The 15,873-nt window shown below is 74.8% G+C and carries 16 protein-coding genes; 10 read left to right on the forward strand and 6 right to left on the reverse strand.

What is annotated here, in order from left to right:
• Positions 1-166: 166 nt before the first annotated feature.
• The 4 genes from tsf to ACI784_RS21225 all read left to right on the forward strand — a co-directional run bounded on the left by tsf (position 167) and on the right by ACI784_RS21225 (position 3,684).
• The gene (tsf, locus tag ACI784_RS21210; protein WP_456922107.1) at positions 167-982 is read left to right on the forward strand and encodes a translation elongation factor Ts; all 816 of its coding nucleotides are present in this window, start codon (positions 167-169) and stop codon (positions 980-982) included.
• A 174-nt stretch (positions 983-1,156) separates the two neighbouring features.
• Positions 1,157-1,930: a UMP kinase gene (pyrH, locus tag ACI784_RS21215; protein ID WP_456922106.1), complete on the forward strand. Its 774-nt coding sequence runs from the start codon at positions 1,157-1,159 to the stop codon at positions 1,928-1,930.
• Between the two features lie 72 nt (positions 1,931-2,002).
• Positions 2,003-2,560, forward strand: a complete 558-nt coding sequence (frr, locus tag ACI784_RS21220) for a ribosome recycling factor (protein WP_456922105.1) — start codon at positions 2,003-2,005, stop codon at positions 2,558-2,560.
• A 23-nt stretch (positions 2,561-2,583) separates the two neighbouring features.
• Positions 2,584-3,684, forward strand: coding sequence for a phosphatidate cytidylyltransferase (locus tag ACI784_RS21225; protein ID WP_457014804.1), 1,101 nt, complete (start codon positions 2,584-2,586; stop codon positions 3,682-3,684).
• A gap of 16 nt (positions 3,685-3,700) precedes the next feature.
• Here the strand turns inward: ACI784_RS21225 and ACI784_RS21230 are convergent, their stop codons facing one another.
• Genes ACI784_RS21230 through ACI784_RS21240 form a run of 3 tightly spaced genes read right to left on the reverse strand, consistent with a single transcriptional unit; the run spans position 3,701 to position 6,260 of the window.
• Positions 3,701-4,807, reverse strand: coding sequence for a GNAT family N-acetyltransferase (locus tag ACI784_RS21230; RefSeq protein WP_457014805.1), 1,107 nt, complete (start codon positions 4,805-4,807; stop codon positions 3,701-3,703).
• Positions 4,804-5,580, reverse strand: coding sequence for a polyphosphate kinase 2 family protein (locus ACI784_RS21235; RefSeq protein WP_457014806.1), 777 nt, complete (start codon positions 5,578-5,580; stop codon positions 4,804-4,806). The genes ACI784_RS21230 and ACI784_RS21235 overlap by 4 nt, the downstream gene beginning before the upstream one ends.
• The gene (locus ACI784_RS21240; protein ID WP_457014807.1) at positions 5,577-6,260 is read right to left on the reverse strand and encodes a TrmH family RNA methyltransferase; all 684 of its coding nucleotides are present in this window, start codon (positions 6,258-6,260) and stop codon (positions 5,577-5,579) included. Before ACI784_RS21240 ends, ACI784_RS21235 begins: the two co-directional genes overlap by 4 nt.
• 33 nt (positions 6,261-6,293) lie before the next feature.
• Here ACI784_RS21240 and rlmN point away from each other — a divergent pair, with 33 nt between their 5' ends.
• Together rlmN and ACI784_RS21250 are read left to right on the forward strand one after the other, a co-directional pair.
• Positions 6,294-7,469 carry a 23S rRNA (adenine(2503)-C(2))-methyltransferase RlmN gene (rlmN, locus tag ACI784_RS21245; protein ID WP_456922100.1) on the forward strand — a complete coding sequence of 392 codons (1,176 nt, stop codon included), beginning with the start codon at positions 6,294-6,296 and terminating at the stop codon, positions 7,467-7,469.
• Positions 7,466-8,185 (forward strand): VIT1/CCC1 transporter family protein, encoded by a 720-nt coding sequence (locus ACI784_RS21250; protein ID WP_457014808.1) that lies wholly within the window; start codon positions 7,466-7,468, stop codon positions 8,183-8,185. Before rlmN ends, ACI784_RS21250 begins: the two co-directional genes overlap by 4 nt.
• Before the next feature lie 74 nt (positions 8,186-8,259).
• Here ACI784_RS21250 and ACI784_RS21255 read toward each other — a convergent pair whose 3' ends face one another.
• The 3 genes from ACI784_RS21255 to ACI784_RS21265 form a co-directional block, all read right to left on the reverse strand.
• Complete coding sequence (locus ACI784_RS21255; RefSeq protein WP_457014809.1) at positions 8,260-9,204, reverse strand: LPXTG cell wall anchor domain-containing protein; 945 nt, start codon at positions 9,202-9,204, stop codon at positions 8,260-8,262.
• Positions 9,205-9,336: 132 nt separating this feature from the next.
• Positions 9,337-10,248, reverse strand: coding sequence for an LCP family protein (locus ACI784_RS21260; RefSeq protein ID WP_457014810.1), 912 nt, complete (start codon positions 10,246-10,248; stop codon positions 9,337-9,339).
• 145 nt (positions 10,249-10,393) lie between these two features.
• Complete coding sequence (locus ACI784_RS21265) at positions 10,394-10,720, reverse strand: DUF2631 domain-containing protein (protein WP_456922096.1); 327 nt, start codon at positions 10,718-10,720, stop codon at positions 10,394-10,396.
• Positions 10,721-10,940: 220 nt separating this feature from the next.
• Between ACI784_RS21265 and dxr the strand changes: the two genes are divergently transcribed.
• The 4 genes from dxr to ACI784_RS21285 all read left to right on the forward strand — a co-directional run bounded on the left by dxr (position 10,941) and on the right by ACI784_RS21285 (position 15,601).
• Positions 10,941-12,146: a 1-deoxy-D-xylulose-5-phosphate reductoisomerase gene (gene dxr / locus ACI784_RS21270; protein WP_456922095.1), complete on the forward strand. Its 1,206-nt coding sequence runs from the start codon at positions 10,941-10,943 to the stop codon at positions 12,144-12,146.
• A gap of 31 nt (positions 12,147-12,177) precedes the next feature.
• Positions 12,178-13,515: a M50 family metallopeptidase gene (locus ACI784_RS21275; RefSeq protein ID WP_457014823.1), complete on the forward strand. Its 1,338-nt coding sequence runs from the start codon at positions 12,178-12,180 to the stop codon at positions 13,513-13,515.
• Between the two features lie 65 nt (positions 13,516-13,580).
• Entirely contained in the window at positions 13,581-14,741 is a 1,161-nt protein-coding gene (gene ispG, locus ACI784_RS21280) for a flavodoxin-dependent (E)-4-hydroxy-3-methylbut-2-enyl-diphosphate synthase (protein ID WP_456922094.1), read from the forward strand.
• An 8-nt stretch (positions 14,742-14,749) separates the two neighbouring features.
• Positions 14,750-15,601, forward strand: a complete 852-nt coding sequence (locus tag ACI784_RS21285; RefSeq protein WP_457014811.1) for a GNAT family N-acetyltransferase — start codon at positions 14,750-14,752, stop codon at positions 15,599-15,601.
• Positions 15,602-15,873 lie beyond the last annotated feature (272 nt).

The raw sequence follows: 15,873 nt of genomic DNA on the forward strand, positions 1-15,873 counted from the left end.
CCCCCCCCCCCCCCCCCCCCCCCCCCCCCCCCCCCCCCCCCCCCCCCCCCCCCCCCCCCCCCCCCCCCCCCCCCCCCCCCCCCCCCCCCCCCCCCCGGCACGTCCGGACGAGCGCCGTCCGGCAACCACAGACTCAGCACCCACCCCAGACCCGTAGGGAAGTGACATGGCTGGCTTCACCGCTGCCGACGTCAAGCGTCTCCGCGACGCGACCGGCGCCGGGATGATGGACTGCAAGAAGGCCCTCACCGAGGCCGACGGCGACTACGACAAGGCCGTCGAGCTGCTGCGCATCAAGGGCGCCAAGGACGTCGGCAAGCGCCTCGAGCGCTCCACGACCAACGGCGTCGTCGTCAACAAGGACGGCGCGCTGCTCGAGCTCGACTGCGAGACCGACTTCGTCGCCAAGAACGCCGACTTCGTCAAGCTGGCCGAGCGGCTGCTCGACGTCGTCCTGGCCACCAAGCCGGCCGACGTCGAGGCGCTGCTGGCCACCGAGGTCGACGGCCAGACCGTCGCCTCCCTGGTCGAGGCCGAGTCGGCCCGCATCGGCGAGAAGCTCGTGATCTCCCGGTTCGCGGTCTTCGAGGGCACCACCGCCACCTACCTGCACAAGCGGGCCACCGACCTGCCCCCGGCCATCGGTGTCGCCGTGCAGTACTCCGGCGGCAGCGAGGACGCCGCGCGCAGCCTGGCGATGCACATCGCCGCCGCCCGCCCGCGGTACCTCACCCGGGAGGAGGTCCCGGCCGAGGCGGTCGAGACCGAGCGGCGCGTCGCCGAGCAGACGGCCAAGGAGGAGGGCAAGCCCGAGCAGGCGATCGTGAAGATCGTCGAGGGTCGGGTCAACGCCTACTACAAGGACTTCGTCCTGCTCGAGCAGCCGTCGATCACCGAGCCGAAGCGCACGGTCAAGCAGATCGTCGACGAGGCCGGCCTGACCGTCGAGCGGTTCGTCCGCTTCGAGGTCGGCCAGGCCTGAGGTCCGCCACGCGGCCCGAGCACCACTGAGCACGCCGATCACCGGCCCCGTCCCGACCCCGGGACGGGGCCGGTGGTCTGTCCAGCCCCTGCCGTGGGTAACCCGCCCGCGGGGAGCTGCCGCACGCCGATGCGGCAGGATCAGGGGAACCGCCACCGAGCGAGGGAATGAGCCTTGACCGACACCGCTGCCGTGCCCCTGTCCGCGCCCACCGCCTTCCAGCCCGCCGACCGCGCCGGCTACAAGCGGGTCCTGCTCAAGCTGTCGGGGGAGACCTTCGGCGGCGGCAGGGTGGGGGTCGACGCCGACATCGTCCGGGGCATCGCCACGCAGCTGGCCGAGGTGGTGGGCAAGGGCGCCCAGGTCGCCGTCGTCATGGGCGGGGGCAACTTCTTCCGCGGGGCCGAGCTGTCCCAGGCCGGCATGGACCGCACCAAGGCCGACTACATGGGCATGCTGGGCACGGTCATGAACTGCCTGGCCCTGCAGGACTTCTGCGAGAAGGCCGGGCTCGAGACCCGCGTGCAGTCGGCCATCACCATGGGCCAGGTCGCCGAGCCCTACATCCCGCGCAAGGCCATCCGGCACCTGGAGAAGGGCCGGTTGGTGATCTTCGGTGCCGGCGCCGGCATGCCGTACTTCTCCACCGACACGGTGGCCGCCCAGCGCGCGCTGGAGATCGAGTGCCAGGTGCTGCTCATGGGCAAGAACGGGGTGGACGGCGTCTACGACGACGACCCCCGCACCAACCCCGACGCCGTCATGTACGACGACCTGGACTACGCGACCGTGCTGGCCAAGCAGCTCAAGGTGGCCGACGCGACCGCGATCAGCCTGTGCATGGACAACCGCATGCCGATCGTCGTCTTCAACCTGCTGCGCGACGGCAACATCGCCCGTGCGGTCGCAGGTGAGAAGATCGGCACGCTGATCAGCGACCCCGCCTGACCCGGCGGCCGCAGCCCGCAGACCCGCGACACCCGCGGCGGAGACCGTCCGCCGCCCCAGGAGGAGAGACCCGTGATCGACGACACCCTGCTCGACGCCGAGGAGCGGATGGACAAGGCCCTGTCGGTCGCTCGGGAGGACCTCGGCTCTGTGCGCACCGGGCGTGCGGCGCCCTCGATGTTCAACAAGATCCTGGTCGACTACTACGGCAGCCCCACGCCCGTGCCGCAGATGTCGTCGATCACCGTGCCCGAGGCGCGCATGGCGGTCATCAAGCCCTACGACAACGGGCAGCTGTCGGCCATCGAGAAGGCCATCCGCGACAGCGACCTCGGCGTCAACCCGACCAACGACGGCCAGATCATCCGCGTCGTCTTCCCGCAGCTGACCGAGGAGCGCCGCCGCGACCTGGTCAAGATGGCGCGGTCCAAGGGCGAGGACGCGAAGGTCGCCATCCGCAACGTGCGGCGCCGGGCCAAGGAGGAGCTCGACCGCATCGCCAAGGACGGCGAGGCCGGCGAGGACGACGTCCGCCGCGCGGAGAAGGAGCTCGACGACCTGACCGCCAAGCACGTGCACGGCATCGACGAGGCGGTCAAGAACAAGGAGACCGAGCTGCTCGAGGTCTGAGCCGCACCGTCGCTCCACCGCTCATGACACCTGATCCCGACACCGGGCCGATCCCCATCGTCGGCCGCCGTCCCGCACCGCCACCGGCCCGGCCGGCGGCGGAGGTCCGCACGTCCGGGCTCCCGGCGGTCGAGCACCGCGCCACCGGGCTGCCGCAGGAGGCGCCCGCGACGGTGGAGGCGCCCGCCACCGTGGCGGCGCCCGCCACCGTGGAGGCGCCGGCGACCGTGGAGGCGCCGGCGACCGTGGAGGCGACGGTCCCCACGTCCACCACCGAGTCGATCGGTCCCACGCTCGTCCCCGGCGCGAAGAAGCCGGGACGGGCCGGCCGGGACATGGTCGCGGCCATCGGCGTGGGCGTGGGCCTCGGCGCGGTCATCGTGGTCTCGCTGCTGGTCTACCGGCCGGCGTTCCTCCTGGTGGTCGGCGCGGCGATCCTCGTCGGCATCGTCGAGCTCTGCCGTGCGCTGGAGGCCGGCGGGGCCCGCGCGCCGCTGGCCCCGGTGCTGGTCGGCGCGGTGGCGATGCTGGGCCTGGCCTGGACCCGGGGCTCCTCGGGCCTGGTCGTGGGCTTCCTGCTGACCGTGCTGGCGGTGCTGCTGTGGCGGCTCGGCGACGGCCCGGTGGGCTACCTGCGCGACGCCTCGGCCGGCGTCCTCGTCGTCGCCTACGTGCCGCTGCTGGCCGGTTTCGCCGTCCTGCTGCTCGTCCCGGACGACGGCGCCGCCCGGGTGCTGCTGTTCATCGCCACCGTCGTGGGCAACGACGTCGGGGGCTTCGCGGCCGGCGTCCTGCTGGGCAGGCACCCCATGGCACCGTCGGTCAGCCCGAAGAAGTCCTGGGAGGGCATGGCGGGGTCGGTGGTGGCCTGCGTGCTCATCGCCACCCCGGTCGTGACCCTGGCCCTGGACGGCCCGTGGTGGGGCGGGGTGCTCTTCGGTGCCGCGCTGGCCGTCTCGGCGACCGCCGGCGACCTGGGGGAGTCGCTGATCAAGCGGGACCTCGGCATCAAGGACATGGGCAACCTGCTGCCGGGCCACGGCGGGATCATGGACCGGCTGGACTCGCTGCTGCCGTCCGCGGCCGTCGCCTACCTGCTGCTGGCCTGGGTCGCCCCGGCCTGAGCGGGCGCGGCCGGCCTCACCCGCCCCGGACGACCTCCCAGCTGGAGCCGACGACCCGGAACCCGCGGCAGGCGTACCAGTGCCGCGGCCAGTCGTCGGCGTCCGCCTCGAGCGCCACGAGGTCGCAGCCGGCCCCGGCGGCCAGCGACACCAGCCGCGCCAGGACGGCGTCGGCGTGCCCGCGGCCCCGGGCGGCCGGTTCGGTCATCACCGACTCCACGACCGCGGTCGCGCCGTCGACCCGCAGCTGGCCGGCGGCGACCGGGCGCCCGGCCGCCCGGACGGCGACGTCGTGGACGGCGACGACCTCGGCGGTGCGGTGCTCCCGGCCGATCAGCTGCGCCACCACCTCGTCGAGGCCGGGCACCGGTGGCAACCCGCGCCGCCAGGAGCGGTCCCACAGGGCGTGCAGCTCCCGCTGGTCGACGACCTCCGCCGTCTCGCCGCCGGGCAGGGGAGCGGCATCGCGGGCCATCACCACCAGTTCCGAGGCCTCCCAGCCCGTCGCGCCCAGCTCGCCCGCGACCGCCTCCGCCCCGGTCCAGCGCAGGATCGCGGCGGCCACCGGCCAGTCCAGCTCGGCGGCCGCGGTGGCCGCCGTCCGGGCCACGGTGGCCGCGTCGGTGGGCGAGGTGAGCACGAGCGTGTTGTCGTCCCGGGAGTGCGGGAAGCGGGGATCGGAGACGGCCACGCCCCCGGGCACGTCCCGGACCTCGGCCGCGCGCCGCACCTGCAGCGAGGTCTGCAGCGCCTGGACCCGGCCCAGCTCGTCGTCCGGCATCGGGAGGACCGGCTCGACCGGCGGGCGCAACGGCACGACCGCGACGACGGCGGAGGTGGGCAGCGGGCCGTAGAGGTGCGGGAAGCGCTGGTCCGGCGGGTCCTCGGGAGCGCCGGGCTCCCAGCGCAGCGGGCCGGCCGGCCGGGCCGGGTCCACGACGAGCAGCACGAGGTCGCGGCGTCCGGGGAACAGTCGGCCGGCGGGCAGGTGCACCTGCTCCGGCGTGGACAGGTGCACGAAGCCGGCGTCGGCCAGGGACGGCGGCCGCAGCGCGCCGTCGGCCAGCGCCGTCCGCCAGGCGGCCGGTTCGGCCAGGTGGACGAGCACCGGCGGCGTCGTCACGGGGCGGCGGCGGCCAGCGGCGGGTCGGGGTCGATGCCGGCCGCCACCAGCGCCGCCTCGACCTGGGTGCAGACGGTGCGGACCACCTGGACGCGCGCGAACCGCTTGTCGTCCCCGGCGACGACGTGCCACCGGCCGCCCTCGTGGTCGGTGCGCTCGAGCATCTCCTCGACGGCGGCCTCGTAGGCGTCCCGCTTCTCGCGGTTGCGCCAGTCCTCGTCGGTCAGCTTCCAGGCCCGGTAGGGGTCGTCGCGGCGGGACTCGAAGCGGCGCAGCTGCTCCTCGGGGGAGACGTGCATCCAGAACTTGACCAGGACCATGCCCTCGGCAGCCAGCGTGGTCTCCAGGTCGACGATCTCGGCGTAGGCCCGGCGCCAGGCCTCCTCGGAGGCGAACCCCTCGACCCGCTCCACCAGCACCCGGCCGTACCAGGTGCGGTCGAGGACGGCCATGCCGCCCCAGCCGGGCAGCACCGGCCAGAACCGCCACAGGAAGTGGTGCCGCTTCTCGTCGTGGGTGGGTGCGGCGAACTGGGCGACCCGCACGTGCCGGGGGTCGATCTGCTCGACCAGCCGCTTGATCGCCCCGCCCTTGCCCGAGGCGTCCCACCCCTCGAAGAGCACGCACAGCGGCGGACCGAGCTCACCGGTGCCGAGCTGGCCGCCGAGCAGCAGGCGCAGGTGCACCAGCCGCTGCTGGGCCTCGGCGAGCTGCTTCTTGGCGTCGGCCTTCGACAGGCGCGCACCCAGGTCGACCTCGGACAACCGGCTCATGACGGGGAAGCCTGGCGGACGGCGATCGGGCTGTCATCCGGACCGCTCGCCGGGGCGGCGTGCTGCCGCACCCAGGCGTGCATGGCGATGCCGGCCGCCACGCCGGCGTTGATCGACCGCGTGGAGCCGAACTGGGCGATGGACAGGACGCCGTCGGCGGCCGCCCGCGCCTCGTCGGTGAGCCCGCTGCCCTCCTGGCCGAACAGCAGCACGCAGGCGCGGGGGAGGGGCTCGGTCTCCAGCGGCCGGGCGCCGGGCAGGTTGTCGACGGCGAGCAGCGGCAGCCCCTCGGCGCGCGCCCACGCGGCGAGCGCGGCGACGTCGGCGTGGTGGCGCACGTGCTGGTAGCGGTCGGTGACCATCGCTCCGCGCCGGTTCCACCGCTTGCGGCCCACCACGTGGACGGCCTCGGCGAGGAAGGCGTTCGCCGTCCGGACGACGGTCCCGATGTTGAGGTCGTGCCGCCAGTTCTCGATGGCGACGTGGAACGGGTGCCGGCGGGTGTCCAGGTCGGCGACGATCGCCTCGACGGTCCAGTACCGGTAGTGGTCGACGACGTTGCGGCGGTCACCGGCGGCCAGCAGCTCGGGGTCGTAGCGCGGGTCGTCGGGCCACGGACCCTCCCAGGGGCCGACCCCCACACCGTCCACGGGGGTGAGTTCCCTCTCGGCCTCGGTCACCCGGCCGACGCTAGTGGGACCATGGGAAGCGCCATGACTGCCCTGCCCCTGGTCTTCGACGCCCCCCGCCGGGGCAAGCCCCCACGCCACCTCGCCGACCTCACTCGTGAGGAGGCCCGCGCGGCGGTCGCCGAGCTCGGTCAGCCGGCCTTCCGTGCCGACCAGCTGGCCCGGCACTTCTACCGGGGCGTCACCGACCCGGCCCAGATGACCGACCTGCCGGCCGCCGTCCGCGAGACGCTCACCGGCGCGCTGCTGCCCGGCCTGCTGACGCCGGTGCGGCACCAGTCGGCCGACGGGGGGCGCACCCGCAAGACGCTGTGGCGGCTGCACGACGGCGCTCTGGTCGAGAGCGTGCTCATGCGCTACCCGGACCGCGCCACCGTCTGCATCTCCAGCCAGGCCGGGTGCGGCATGGCCTGCCCGTTCTGCGCGACCGGGCAGGGCGGCCTGACCAGGAACCTGTCCGCCGCGGAGATCATCGGCCAGGCGGTCGCGGCCGCGGCGGCGATGGCGGGCGGCGAGATCCCCGGCGGCCCCGGCCGGCTGTCCAACGTCGTCTTCATGGGCATGGGCGAGCCCCTGGCCAACTACGCGCGGGTGCGCAAGACCCTCGACGCGCTGGTCACGCCCACCCCGCACGGGCTGGGCCTCTCGCAGCGGTCGATCACCGTCTCCACCGTCGGCGTCGTCCCGGCGATCCGGCGGCTGACCGAGGAGGGCCTCAACGTGACCCTCGCGGTGAGCCTGCACGCGCCGGACGACGAGCTGCGCGACACCCTGGTGCCGATCAACACCCGCTGGAAGGTCGACGAGGTCGTCGGCGCCGCCGACGCCTACGCCGAGCGCACCGGCCGCCGGTACTCGATCGAGTACGCGCTCATCCGGGACGTCAACGACCAGCCGGAGCGGGCCGACCTGCTGGGTCGGCTGCTCGCCGGGCGCCGGGCGCACGTGAACCTCATCCCGCTCAACCCGACGCCGGGCAGCCCGTGGGACGCCAGCCCGCTGCCGGCCCAGCGCGAGTTCGTGGCGCGGCTGCGCGCCGCCGGGGTGCCGACGACGGTCCGCGACACCCGCGGTCAGGACATCGACGGCGCCTGCGGTCAGCTGGCCGCGGCCGACCGGGTGGAGGGAGTCCCCAGCGTGGCCGTGCCGACGCCGTCCCTCGAGCCGCCGGTGGAGCTGGGCGCCGAGGCGGACGAGTGAGCGCCGCCGGCGAGCCGCCGGCGGAGGCGCACGAGCACACCCACTCCGACGTCTCGGGCGGGTGGCTGCGGGCCGCGGTCTTCGGGGCCATGGACGGGCTGGTCACCAACACCGCGCTGGTGGCCGGGGTGGGCGGCGGTGGCGCCGCGCCGCGGGCGATCGTGCTCGCGGGCGTGGCCAGCCTGGTCGCCGGGGCGATCTCCATGGCACTGGGCGAGTACACCTCGGTGCGGACGCAGAACGAGCAGCTGGACCTCGAGGTCGCCAAGGAGCGCCGGGAGCTGGAGCGCAACCCGCACGGCGAGCTGGCCGAGCTGGTGGAGATGCTGCGGGTCCGCGGGGTGGACGACGAGCTCGCCCCGCTGGTCGCCCGGCAGCTGTCCCGCGACCCCGACACGGCGCTGCGGCTGCACGTCGTCGCCGAGCTCGGGCTCAACCCGGAGGACAAGCCGTCGCCGGTGGTCGCGGCGGTGTCCTCGTTCCTGACCTTCGCCACCGGGGCTGTGGTCCCGCTGCTGCCCTACCTGGTCGGCGTCTCGCTGCTGTGGGTGGCGCTGCTGTGCGGCGGCGTCGGGCTCGCTGCGGCCGGGGCGCTGTCGTCGCGGTTCACGCCGCGGCCCTGGTGGTCCGCCGCGCTGCGGCAGGTGCTGTTCGGCGGGATCGCCGCGGGCGTGACCTACGCGATCGGGCTGGCCATCGGCGTCACCGTCACCTGACGGGGACCCCCGGAACGCGGCGGACGCCGGCCAGGAGGTCCTGACCGGCGTCCGACGGGGGGTGCGGGGCGTGCTCAGCCCTGGGCGGCGGCCTTGCGGCGGCGGGCGGCGAACACGGTGGCACCGCCGAGCAGGACCAGGCCGGTGCCGGCGACCAGCGGGACGGTGACGTCGGCGCCGGTGTAGGCCAGGCTCTCCGAGGCGGTGGCCACGGTCGCGCCGGCCGCGACGACGGTGACGGTCTCCTCGAAGTGGCTGCCCATGTTGCCGTCGAAGGCGAGGGTGTGGGTGCCCGCCGGGACGCCGGCCGGGAGGGTGAACTCGACGGTCAGCACGCCCTGCGCGTCGGCCGGGAAGGTACCGATCGGGGTCGGGGTCGAGTGCAGCACGAGGGAGACCTGCTCGTACGGCTGGAAGCCCTTGATCACCCGGACGACCTTCTCACCCGGCGCGGGGGTGGAGTCCGTGGTCGCCGAGGTGGTGGTCGTGGCGATGCCCGGCGTGTTGGGCTTCGCGCCCGGGACGAACGCGGGGGTCGGCGCCGGGGTGGTCGACGGCGCAGGGGTGCTCGTGGTGGGGGTGGTCGGCTCGGCGTTCGGGTCGACGACGGTCACCGTGGCGACCGGGTACTCGACGTTGGTCGTGTAGGTGGGGGAGACCTCGTAGAACCCGAGGTAGTCGACGCACGCGGCGTGGACCTCGTAGGTGCCCGGCGTGGTGCCGGCCTTGAACGCCAGCTCGAGCGACCACGTGCCGTCCGCCGCGGCGAAGTCGCCGTTCTGGAGCAGCTCCGGGCTGCCGTCGTCGATGCCGACCATGATCAGGTTCGGGTTGCCCGGGACGCCCTCGGGGCAGTCGGTGCCGGAGACGGTGAAGACCTGCTCCGCGGCCACGGAGCCGGGAGCCACCACCGGTGCGGCCGGGGCGGCGAACGCGGCGGGGGCGGCGATCAGGGTCGAGCCCGTGACGGCCAGGCCGAGCAGTGCTCCGGCGGCGACACGGGTGGTGGTGCGGGACATCAGCGGCTCTCCGCTCGCTCAGGAGTCCGGCGCTCCGGACTGCTCTGACCTCCTGATCGGCAGGGAGTCGGCCGAGGTGTAGCTGTGGGGTACTCCGCCAGATAACCGGTTCGTAACGGTTCCGTACCCCGGTCAGCGGGAGCAACTGAGCCCGGCGGCGGCCAGGGCCGCGCCGGTGCCCGCGGTGGCGAAGCGGAGGGGCAGGCCGGGGTCCGGTGCGCGGGCCGGCAGCACCTCGACCTCCCCGGGGTCGACCGTCGCCAGCGACGTGAGGTCGGTGGCCGAGGTGCCGGCGTCCACGGTCAGCGCGCCGGTCGCCGCCCAGCCGACCCGCTGGAGCCGCCACGGCTCCAGGCCGGCGCCGCGGACGGCGCCGACGAGGGCGGTCAGCACGGTCGCCGCGGCCGAGGCCCGGCCGTCGGGGTCCACCGCGGCCGGCTGCCACCGCCCGTCGACCAGGTGCTCGGGGTGCCGGGACCGCACCAGCGCCAGGGCGGTCCGGCCGTCCACGTGCTGTGGGCCCGCCTCGGGGACGTGCAGCCCCGCCGCCGGGTCCCGGACCGGCTGCGGGACGTCGAGGCGGAGGCCGCCGACGGCGTCGACGACGGCGGCGAAGCCGGCCAGGTCGACGGTCACCAGGTGGTCGGTGGGGATGCCGAGGTCGCAGAGCGCGTCCACGGTCGACTGCGGGCCCTGCAGCCACGTCAGGGCCAGCCGCCGGGGCCGGTCACCGCCCGGGACGACCAGGTCGCGGGGAACGGAGAGCACCTCGCCGCGGTGGACGACGAGGACGACGTCGGCCCGGCTGCCGGGCACGTCGTCGGCCGTCCCGAACTCCGCCGTCGACGCGCCCTCGGGCAGCGCGGACCGGTCGTCCAGGCCGAGGAGCACCCACGTCGGCTCGTCCCCGGGGTGCGTGTCGACGGCCACGCGGTCGATGCGCGTGACCAGCAGGGCGACGTCTGCACCGAGCACCGCGACGGCGGCCACGAGCGCGAGCAGGGCGATCCGCAGGGCCGTGGGGGTGGGCGTGGAGCGGGACATCGGCGGCTCTCCGCGTGGTCGGGGATCCGGGACCCGGACTGCTCCACCTCAGATCGGCGGGCCGTTCGCCGGGCGGTACCGGTCCCGCAGCGACGAGAGGCCCGCTCCCTCGGGGAGCGGGCCTCTCGTCGTCGTCAGCGGAGCGTCACTGGCTGCGCCAGGCGTTCTTCCGCCGGAAGTAGTCGTAGACCTTGAGCAGGATCATGAGCAGCACGATCGCGCCGACCCACCAGTCCTCGACGCGGCCCTCGTGGTTGCCGACGAGGTAGGCGAGCATGAACAGGATCGCGACCCAGGAGGCGATCCGGCCGGCGCGGCCGGTCTCCCCGTGCCAGCCCCAGTCCTCCGGCCGCTCGTGCTCGACGGGGTGGGCGTCGCGGCGGACGACGGCCTCCTCGCGGCCCGGCTGGTTGACCCGCTCGGTCGCGGGGTTGTCCGTCGCGATCCGCTCGCGGTGGGTCTGCTCGCTCACGCGCTCTCCTCGCTGGCGCCCGGCGTCCGCCGTCGCGGGCGCCGATGTGTCCTGGGGCTCGCTCGCCCTCCGGCCCATTCTGGCAGGAGCCCCCGGAGCCCACCGCCCGAGGTCGGGACGGCGCGCCGCCGGGGCAGGATGGGCCCGTGAGCGGACAGGCGCGTGAGCATCGCGGGGAGCGCCGGCGACCGAGGAGCGCAGCGCGCCGCGGGAGCGAACGATGAGCACGGTGAGCGACGTGCGTGAGGTGACGGTGCTCGGCTCCACCGGCTCGATCGGCCGGCAGGCGATCGCGGTGGCCGAGCAGAACCCCGACCGGCTGCGGATCACCGCCCTGGCCGCGGGGGGCGGGGACGTCGGCCTGCTCGCCGAGCAGGCGCTGTCGCTCGGCGTCCGCACCGTCGCCGTGGCCCGGGCCACCGCCGCCCAGGACCTCCAGCTGGCGTTCTACGCGGCCGCCTCCCAGCGGGGCTGGGCCCAGGGCGAGTACTCCCTGCCGGAGATCCTCGCCGGGCCGCGGGCCGCGGAGGAGCTCGCCGCCCGCCCCGCCGACGTCGTCCTCAACGGGATCACCGGCTCGATCGGGCTCGGCCCCACGCTGGCCGCCCTGCGCGCCGGGAACACCGTGGCGCTGGCCAACAAGGAGTCGCTGGTGGCCGGTGGGGACCTGGTCACAGCCGCGGCCGCGCCGGGGCAGCTGGTGCCGGTGGACTCCGAGCACTCGGCGCTCGCCCAGTGCCTGCGCGGCGGGCACACGAGCGAGGTGGCCCGGCTGGTGCTCACCGCCAGCGGCGGGCCCTTCCGCGGCCGCAGCGCCGAGGAGCTGGTCGACGTCACCGTCGAGCAGGCGCTGGCCCACCCCACCTGGGCGATGGGGCCGGTGGTGACGATCAACTCGGCGACCCTGGTCAACAAGGGCCTGGAGCTGATCGAGGCGCACCTGCTCTTCGGCGTCCCGTACGCCGACATCGACGTCGTGGTGCACCCGCAGTCGATCGTGCACTCGATGGTCACCTTCGCCGACGGCGCGACGATCGCCCAGGCCAGCCCGCCGGACATGCGCCTGCCCATCGCCCTGGCACTGGCCTGGCCCGACCGCCTGCCGCACGTGCAGCCGGCGCTGGACTGGTCGACGGCGAGCACGTGGGAGTTCGCCCCGCTGGACGAGGTCGCGTTCCCCGCCGTCCGGCTGGCCCGGGCCGCCGGCGAGGCGGCGGGCGTGGTGCCGGCGATGTTCAACGCCGCCAACGAGGAGGCGGTGGCCGCGTTCGTGGCGGGTCGGCTGCCGTTCCGGGGCATCGTCGACCTCGTCGCGCGTACCCTCGACGACGCGCCGGACCACGGCGCCCCCACCTGCGTCGAGGACGTCCTGGCGGCGGAGAAGTGGGCCCGGGACCACGCCCGGGGAGTCATCGCCGGAGGCTGAGCTGAGCGGGATCCTCCTGACCGTCCTCGGGATCGTCGCGTTCGCGGTCGGCCTGCTGTTCTCGATCGGCTTCCACGAGTACGGCCACTTCCACTGGGCCCGGAAGTTCGGCATGCGGGTGCCCCAGTTCATGGTCGGCTTCGGCCCGACGGTGTTCTCGCGGCGCCGCGGCGAGACCGAGTACGGCCTGAAGGCCGTGCCGCTGGGCGGCTACATCCGGATCGTCGGCATGATCCCGCCGGCCGAGGAGGGTGAGAGCAAGCGCGCCACCCGGATGCGCAGCTTCATCGCCGAGGTCCGCGGGCAGGCGCTCAACGACGTGCTGCCCAGCGACGCCGGGCGGGTGTTCTACGCCAAGCCCTGGTGGCAGCGGGTCATCGTGATGTTCGCCGGCCCCTTCCACAACCTGGTGCTGGCCGTCGTCCTCTTCGCGATCACGCTGACCGCCGTCGGCACGAGCGTCTTCACCACCACCGTGCGCGACGTCCCCGCCTGCGTGCTGCCGGCCGGGGCCGCCAGCGCCACCGCCGAGGACCCGTGCTCGGTGCCGATCACCGCCGACGGCGCGCTGTGCGAGGCCGGCGCCGCCGGGTGCGCGCTGCCGCAGCGCAGCCCCGCCGCGGCCGCCGGGCTGCGCCCCGGCGACACGATCGTCGCCCTCGGCGGCACGCCGGTGGAGCCCACGTCCTACGACAGCTGGACGGCGGTGCAGGAGGCGATCCGCACCAGCCCCGGCCAGGCGCTGCCGCTGACCATCGAGCGTGACGGGCAGCGGCGCGACCTGACGGTCACGCCCATCGCCAACACCGTGTACGTCGAGGCCGGCAGCGACGAGACGACCACCGCGGGCTACCTGGGCGTCTCCCCGACGCCGGAGCTGGCCCGCCAGTCCCTGGCCGACCTGCCCGGCTACTTCGGGATGGTCGTCGCCAACTCCGTGGAGCGGCTGGTCGAGATCCCGGAGAAGGTGCCGCAGCTGTTCCGCGCCGCCTTCCTCGGCGAGGAGCGGGACGAGAACGGCCCGATCGGCGTCGTCGGGGTCGGCCGGATCTCCGGCGAGGTCTTCGCCATCCCGCAGTTCAGCGGCGCGGAGAAGATCAGCTTCTTCCTCAGCCTGCTGGCCAGCGTCAACCTGGTGCTGTTCCTGTTCAACCTGCTGCCGATCTACCCGTTGGACGGCGGGCACGTCGCCGGGGCGCTGTACGAGAAGGCGCGCTCGGTGGTCGCCCGGCTGCGCGGACGCCCCGACCCGGGGCCGTTCGACATCGCCCGCCTCATGCCGGTGGCCTACGTCGTCGCCGGCTTGTTCATCGTGCTGTCGGGGTTGCTGCTCGTGGCCGACATCGTCAACCCGATCACGCTGCAGTAGCGCGTCGGCGCGGGTCACAGCCGCGGTGGCGGCACCGCGGTGCACGCCGGGCGATACTGGTTGTCATGGCGACCCCCGTCAGTCTCGGCATGCCCGCTGCGCCCCCGCCCGTCCTGGCCCCGCGCCGCAAGACCCGTCAGCTCGACGTCGGTGGCGTGGGAGTGGGCAGTGACTCCCCGGTCAGCGTGCAGTCGATGACGACGACCAAGACCGCGGACATCAACGCGACCCTCCAGCAGATCGCCGAGCTGACCGCCGCGGGCTGCCAGATCGTGCGGGTCGCGGTGCCCGACACCGACGACGCCGAGGCGCTGCCGGCGATCGCGGCGAAGTCGCAGATCCCGGTGATCGCCGACATCCACTTCCAGCCGCGGTACGTGTTCGCCGCGATCGACGCCGGCTGCGCCGCCGTCCGCGTGAACCCCGGCAACATCAAGAAGTTCGACGACAAGGTCGGCGAGATCGCCAGGGCCGCCGGCGACGCGGGCATCCCGATCCGGATCGGCGTGAACGCCGGGTCGCTGGACAAGCGGCTGCTCGCGAAGTACGGCAAGGCCACGCCCGAGGCGCTGGTGGAGTCCGCGCTGTGGGAGTGCTCGCTGTTCGAGGAGCACGGCTTCCGCGACATCAAGATCTCGGTCAAGCACAACGACCCGGTCGTCATGGTGCGGGCCTACGAGCTGCTCGCCGCGCAGTGCGACTACCCGCTGCACCTCGGCGTCACCGAGGCCGGCCCCGCCTTCCAGGGCACGATCAAGTCCGCCGTCGCCTTCGGGGCGCTGCTGTCCCAGGGCATCGGCGACACCATCCGCGTCTCCCTGTCGGCCCCGCCGGTGGAGGAGGTCAAGGTCGGCACCCAGATCCTCGAGTCGCTCAACCTGCGCCAGCGCGGTCTGGAGATCGTCAGCTGCCCGTCCTGCGGCCGCGCCCAGGTCGACGTCTACCGCCTGGCCGACGAGGTCACCGCCGGCCTCGACGGCCTGGAGGTGCCGCTGCGGGTCGCCGTCATGGGCTGCGTCGTCAACGGCCCGGGGGAGGCCCGCGAGGCCGACCTGGGCGTGGCGTCCGGCAACGGCAAGGGGCAGATCTTCGTCAAGGGCGAGGTCGTCAAGACCGTGCCCGAGTCGCAGATCGTCGAGACCCTCATCGAGGAGGCCATGCGGCTCGCCGGCGAGCAGGCCGACGCCGGGGTCCCCTCGGGCGCGCCCGTCGTCACCGTCGGCTGATCCGGCCGGTGCTCCGCACGCCGACCGCCCGGGTCCTCGACGAGACCGACGAGCCGGCCGTCCGCCGGCTGCTGGCCACGGACCCCGTGGCGGCCTGCGTCATCGCCGGGCGGGTGGAGGTCGCGGGGACGGCGGCGCGGGCCCTCGGCGCCCCGCTGTGGGGCGTCGGCAGCGGCCGCTCCCTCGACGCGGTGTGTCTGGCCGGGGCGAACCTGATCCCCTTCGCCGTGCCGGGGGCCGAGCGCACCGCGGCGGCCGCGTTCGCCGAGCGGGCGCGGCGGGCCGGGCGGCGCTGCTCCACGATCGTCGGCCCGGCCGCCGCCGTCGAGCCGCTGTGGGAGCTGCTGGAACCCTCCTGGGGCCCCGCCCGCGACCACCGCCCCTGCCAGCCGCTGCTCGCGATCGAGGGACCGCCCGCGGTCGCCCCCGAGCCCCGCGTGCGGCCGGTCCGCCCCGCGGAGCTGGAGGTCCTCATGCCCGCGGCGGTGGCCATGTTCACCGAGGAGGTGGGGGTCAGCCCGCTGCGGGTCGACGGCGGCGCCGGGTACCGCGCCAGGGTCGCCGACCTGGTCCGCGCCGGTCAGTCCCTGGCCTGGATCGAGGGCGGCGAGGTGCTGTTCAAGGCAGAGATCGGCGCGGTGTCGCGCACCGTCTGCCAGGTCCAGGGGGTGTGGGTGGCCCCCGCCCACCGGGGCCGCGGCATCGGCACCGCCGGCACCGCCGCCGTCGTCGAGTACGCCCGCGCCGCGATCGCACCGGTGGTCAGCCTCTACGTCAACGACTTCAACGCCCCCGCCCGGGCCTCCTACGCGCGGGTGGGCTTCCAGGAGGTCGGGCGGTTCGCCAGCGTCCTGTTCTAGAAGGACCCCCTGCCCCCCTCCACTCGCACGCTCGCGGAGGGCCCCTGCAGGGGGCCAGGAGCCGAGGCGGGACCCTGCCCCCTCCACTCGCACGCTCGCGGAGGGCCCCTGCAGGGGGCCAGGAGCCGAGGCGGGACCCTGCCCCCTCCACTCGCACGCTCGCGGAGGGCCCCTGCAGGGGGCCAGGAGCCGAGGCGGGACCCCTGCCCCCACCACTGGCACGCTCGCGGTGGGCCCCTGCAGGGGGCCGGGGGCCGGGCCTCCCGGGGATC

The organism is Geodermatophilus sp. SYSU D01186, assembly GCF_054050215.1.

Coding starts and splice junctions, on each gene's coding strand:
- ACI784_RS21260 (WP_457014810.1), bottom strand. CDS start 10,248: ATGTCCCGCTCCACGCCCACCCCCACGGCCCTGCGGATCGCCCTGCTC.
- ACI784_RS21225 (WP_457014804.1), top strand. CDS start 2,584: ATGACACCTGATCCCGACACCGGGCCGATCCCCATCGTCGGCCGCCGT.
- tsf (WP_456922107.1), top strand. CDS start 167: ATGGCTGGCTTCACCGCTGCCGACGTCAAGCGTCTCCGCGACGCGACC.
- ACI784_RS21255 (WP_457014809.1), bottom strand. CDS start 9,204: ATGTCCCGCACCACCACCCGTGTCGCCGCCGGAGCACTGCTCGGCCTG.
- rlmN (WP_456922100.1), top strand. CDS start 6,294: ATGACTGCCCTGCCCCTGGTCTTCGACGCCCCCCGCCGGGGCAAGCCC.
- ispG (WP_456922094.1), top strand. CDS start 13,581: ATGGCGACCCCCGTCAGTCTCGGCATGCCCGCTGCGCCCCCGCCCGTC.
- ACI784_RS21235 (WP_457014806.1), bottom strand. CDS start 5,580: ATGAGCCGGTTGTCCGAGGTCGACCTGGGTGCGCGCCTGTCGAAGGCC.
- dxr (WP_456922095.1), top strand. CDS start 10,941: ATGAGCACGGTGAGCGACGTGCGTGAGGTGACGGTGCTCGGCTCCACC.